Raw genomic sequence first — 4,153 nt, 5'->3', positions numbered from 1 at the left:
GGTCGGGGAACACAGTCATGGTCCGAGCATAGCCTTTTAGAGCCGTTAAGGGTGGCTGAGAACCATTGTCATCAAGGCCCTGCGGCGACAAAGGGTTTTGCCTGACGCGGCCTTTCGCCCATAATCGTTCTTTTTGCCAGACCCCAAATCCCGCAGGAGCCCCATGGAGCAATTTCGCAATATCGGCATTATCGGTCGCCTGGGCAGTACCCAGGTGCTGGACACCGTCCGCCGGCTGAAAAAATTCCTGCTGGAACGCCACCTGCATGTGATCCTCGAAGACACCATCGCCGAAATCCTGCCCGGCCACGGCCTGCAAACCTCGTCGCGCAAGATGCTCGGCGAAGTCTGTGACATGGTTATTGTGGTCGGCGGCGACGGCAGCCTGCTGGGTGCCGCCCGTGCACTGGCGCGGCACAACGTGCCGGTGCTGGGGATCAACCGTGGCAGTTTGGGGTTCCTCACGGATATCCGCCCGGATGACCTCGAAGTCGAAGTGGCCAAGGTGCTTGACGGCCATTACCTGGTGGAAAACCGCTTCCTGCTGCAAGCCGAAGTGCGCCGCCACGGCGAGGCCATCGGCCAGGGCGATGCGCTCAACGATGTGGTGCTGCACCCTGGCAAATCCACGCGCATGATCGAGTTCGAGCTGTATATCGACGGCCAGTTCGTGTGCAGCCAAAAGGCTGACGGCCTGATCGTCGCCACGCCGACCGGTTCTACCGCGTACGCACTGTCGGCCGGCGGTCCGATCATGCACCCCAAACTCGATGCCATTGTGATCGTGCCGATGTACCCCCATATGTTGTCCAGTCGGCCAATTGTGGTTGATGGCAACAGTGAGCTGAAAATCGTGGTGTCCAAAGACATGCAGATCTACCCGCAAGTCTCCTGCGACGGGCAGAACCATTTCACCTGCGCCCCCGGTGACACCATCACCGTGAGCAAAAAGGCACAGAAGTTGCGGTTGATCCACCCGCTGGACCACAACTACTACGAAGTGTGCCGCACCAAGCTGGGCTGGGGCAGCCGCTTGGGGGGTGGAGGCGACTGATGCTCGATCCCGCGCGTAGCTACGACCTGATTGGTGACGTGCACGGTTGCGCTCATACCCTTGAGCACTTGCTCGACCGGCTGGGCTACCATAAACAGGCTGGAACCTGGCGCCATCCGACGCGTATGGCGGTGTTCCTCGGCGATATCATCGACCGTGGGCCACGCATCCGCGAGGCGCTGCATATCGTCCACGATATGACCGAGGCCGGCCAGGCGCTGTGCATCATGGGCAACCACGAGTTCAATGCGCTGGGCTGGAGCACGCCGGCGCCGCCGGGCAGTGGCAAGCAGTTCGTGCGCGAGCACAACCCACGCCATGCGCGGTTGATCCACGAAACCCTGACCCAGTTCGAGCACCACCCGGCCGACTGGCACGACTTCCTCGGCTGGTTCTACGACATGCCGCTGTTTGTCGACGCCGGGCGGTTTCGCGTGGTGCATGCGTGCTGGGACGAAGGCTTTATCCAGCCGCTGCGCGCCACCTTCCCGGATGGCTGCATCGACCAGCACTTTTTGCAGGCCGCCGCCGTGCCGGGCAGCTTTGCCTGCAACGCCTTCGACCGCCTGCTGCGCGGCACCGACATGCGCCTGCCGGACGGCCTGACGCTGACCGGTGGCGATGGCCTGACGCGCTCATTTTTCCGCACCAAATTCTGGGAAGACGACCCCAAAACCTACGGCGACATCGTGTTCCAGCCCGATGCACTGCCGGAACCGGTGGCGCGAACGCCGCTTTCGTCTACGGAAAAAAATTCCCTGCTGCGTTATGGCGTCGACGAACCGTTGTTGTTCGTCGGCCATTACTGGCGCAGCGGCAAGCCGGCGCCGATCCGCGACAACCTGGCCTGCCTGGACTACAGCGCGGTGCTTTACGGCAAGCTGGTGGCGTACCGACTGGACCAGGAAACCCGCCTGGATCCGCGTAAATTTGTATGGGTCGACGTTGAGCGGCCTGAGGTCATTGTATGAGTACGGTAGCTGTATTGCGCTTGCCGCTGAGTGTCGACTTGAGTGGTTTCGTCAAACTGCTGCAACGCATGCAAGTGCCCCATCGCGTCAGTGAAGAAGCAGGCGAGCAAGTGTTGTGGGTGCCCGAGAATATCAGCGCTGACGTGCAAGTGTTGTATCAACGCTTTCCCGCCGGTGACCCGGACCAGCAACTGGATATTCCCCAGCAGGCGCCCGTCACGCGGCCAAGCTTTGTTCAGCAAGTGCGTTTCAGTCCGGTGACGGCGCTGGTGCTGCTGGCGAGCATGATCGTTGGCGCGGTGACCTTGTTGGGTGAAAACCTGCAGACCATGAGCTGGCTGACCTTCCTGCCGTTTCGCGTGATGGGTGAGTACATCCAGTTCACCCCGTTTGCCGAGACTATGGCGTCAGGGCAGTGGTGGCGGCTGGTCACGCCGATGCTGATCCACTTCGGCATCCTGCACCTGGCCATGAATGGCATGTGGTATTGGGAGCTGGGCCGTCGTATCGAGTTGCGCCAGGGCAGTATCAACCTGCTGGGCCTGACCCTGTTGTTCAGCCTGGTGTCCAATTACGCGCAATACGCCTATGGCGGCCCGAGCCTGTTTGGCGGTTTGTCTGGCGTGTTGTATGGCCTGCTCGGGCATTGCTGGATCTTCCAATTGTTGTCGCCTAACCCGGCTTATCGTCTGCCGCGTGGCGTGCTGGCGATGATGCTGATTTGGCTGGTGCTCTGCATGTCGGGGCTGATCTCGATGATCGGTTTCGGCGAAATCGCCAACGCGGCTCACCTGAGCGGCTTGGTCATCGGTTGCCTGACGGGTTTGCTGGGCGGGTTGTACAACCGCCGCAAAGCCTCTATTTGATAAGGAAGAGCCTTATGTCCTCTTTTGCTGAAATGATCGAAAACATCACCCCGGACATCTACGAGAGCCTCAAGCTGGCCGTGGAAATCGGCAAGTGGTCCGATGGCCGCAAGCTCACTGCGGAGCAGCGCGAGCTGTCGCTGCAAGCGGTGATCGCCTGGGAAATCCAGAACCTGCCCGAAGAGCAGCGTACCGGCTACATGGGCCCGCAGGAATGCGCGTCCAAGTCGGCGCCGGTGCCGAACATTCTGTTCAAGTCGGATGCGATCCATTGATTGAAATTGGTCGCGGTGCAGTCAGCAAAATGTCGGCGCAACTCGGTGAGCCGACCGTTCAATACGCGTTTCGCCTGGGCGACACCGAGGTGCCGGTCAACCCGTTGATCGGTAGCCACGTGCGCCTGGAGTATCTCGGTGCCATCCATTGCAGCCATTGCGGCCGCAAGACCAAGACCAGTTTCAGCCAGGGTTACTGCTACCCGTGCATGACCAAACTGGCCCAGTGTGACCTGTGCATCATGAGCCCCGAGCGTTGCCATTACGACGCCGGCACCTGCCGTGATCCGGGCTGGGGCGAACAATTCTGCATGACCGACCACGTGGTGTACCTGGCCAACTCGTCGGGCATCAAGGTCGGCATCACCCGTGCCACCCAGTTGCCGACCCGCTGGCTCGACCAGGGCGCCAGCCAGGCGCTGCCGATCATGCGCGTGGCGACCCGTCAGCAATCCGGTTTCGTTGAAGACCTGTTTCGCAGCCAAGTGGCCGATAAAACCAACTGGCGTGCTTTACTCAAGGGCGATGCGCAATCGGTGGATCTCAAGCAGGTACGCGATGAGCTGTTCGCCACCTGCGCCGACGGCCTGCTGGGGTTGCAGGAACGCTTTGGCTTGCAGGCCATCCAACCGGTAACCGACATCGAGCCGATCGAAATTCGTTACCCGGTCGAGCAATACCCGGCCAAGATCGTCAGCTTCAACCTGGACAAGAACCCGATTGCCGAAGGCACGTTGCTGGGGATCAAGGGCCAGTACCTGATCTTCGACACCGGCGTTATCAACATTCGTAAGTACACGGCCTACCAGCTCGCCGTGCATCAGTAAAAAGGATGCTATCCATGCGCACCGAACAACCGAAGATGATTTACCTGAAGGACTATCAGGCGCCGGATTACCTGATCGAAGAAACGCACCTGACCTTCGAGTTGTTCGAGGACCATAGCCTGGTCCATGCGCAGCTGGTGATGCGCCGCAACCCCGAGCG

The 4,153-nt window shown here is 60.5% G+C and carries 6 protein-coding genes; all 6 read left to right on the top strand.

All coding sequences use genetic code 11. From position 1 onward, the window contains the following. Window positions 1–163 precede the first annotated feature (163 nt). Window positions 164–1,054, top strand: coding sequence for an NAD(+) kinase (locus FEM54_RS26170; protein WP_010210870.1), 891 nt, complete (start codon window positions 164–166; stop codon window positions 1,052–1,054). Next, entirely contained in the window at window positions 1,051–2,025 is a 975-nt protein-coding gene (locus FEM54_RS26165; RefSeq protein WP_370589459.1) for a metallophosphoesterase, read from the top strand. The genes FEM54_RS26170 and FEM54_RS26165 overlap by 4 nt, the downstream gene beginning before the upstream one ends. Next, window positions 2,022–2,891: a rhomboid family intramembrane serine protease gene (locus tag FEM54_RS26160; RefSeq protein ID WP_017138107.1), complete on the top strand. Its 870-nt coding sequence runs from the start codon at window positions 2,022–2,024 to the stop codon at window positions 2,889–2,891. Before FEM54_RS26165 ends, FEM54_RS26160 begins: the two co-directional genes overlap by 4 nt. 14 nt (window positions 2,892–2,905) lie before the next feature. Continuing rightward, the gene (locus FEM54_RS26155; RefSeq protein ID WP_017138108.1) at window positions 2,906–3,166 is read left to right on the top strand and encodes a YeaC family protein; all 261 of its coding nucleotides are present in this window, start codon (window positions 2,906–2,908) and stop codon (window positions 3,164–3,166) included. Further along, a complete protein-coding gene (locus FEM54_RS26150) occupies window positions 3,163–3,993 on the top strand; it encodes a DUF2797 domain-containing protein (protein WP_017138109.1) in 831 nt (276 codons plus the stop codon). Before FEM54_RS26155 ends, FEM54_RS26150 begins: the two co-directional genes overlap by 4 nt. A gap of 14 nt (window positions 3,994–4,007) precedes the next feature. Beyond that, window positions 4,008–4,153: hypothetical protein (locus FEM54_RS34760; RefSeq protein WP_171045900.1), on the top strand; the 146-nt coding region annotated here is incomplete at its 3' end.

This window comes from Pseudomonas edaphica (assembly GCF_005863185.1).
In the GTDB taxonomy this organism is placed as follows: Bacteria; Pseudomonadota; Gammaproteobacteria; order Pseudomonadales; family Pseudomonadaceae; genus Aquipseudomonas; species Aquipseudomonas edaphica.
Note: the sequence above shows the minus strand (reverse complement) of the source record. Positions and strands in the feature narration are given on the sequence as shown.

Coding starts and splice junctions, on each gene's coding strand:
- FEM54_RS26160 (WP_017138107.1), top strand. CDS start 2,022: ATGAGTACGGTAGCTGTATTGCGCTTGCCGCTGAGTGTCGACTTGAGT.
- FEM54_RS26170 (WP_010210870.1), top strand. CDS start 164: ATGGAGCAATTTCGCAATATCGGCATTATCGGTCGCCTGGGCAGTACC.
- FEM54_RS26155 (WP_017138108.1), top strand. CDS start 2,906: ATGTCCTCTTTTGCTGAAATGATCGAAAACATCACCCCGGACATCTAC.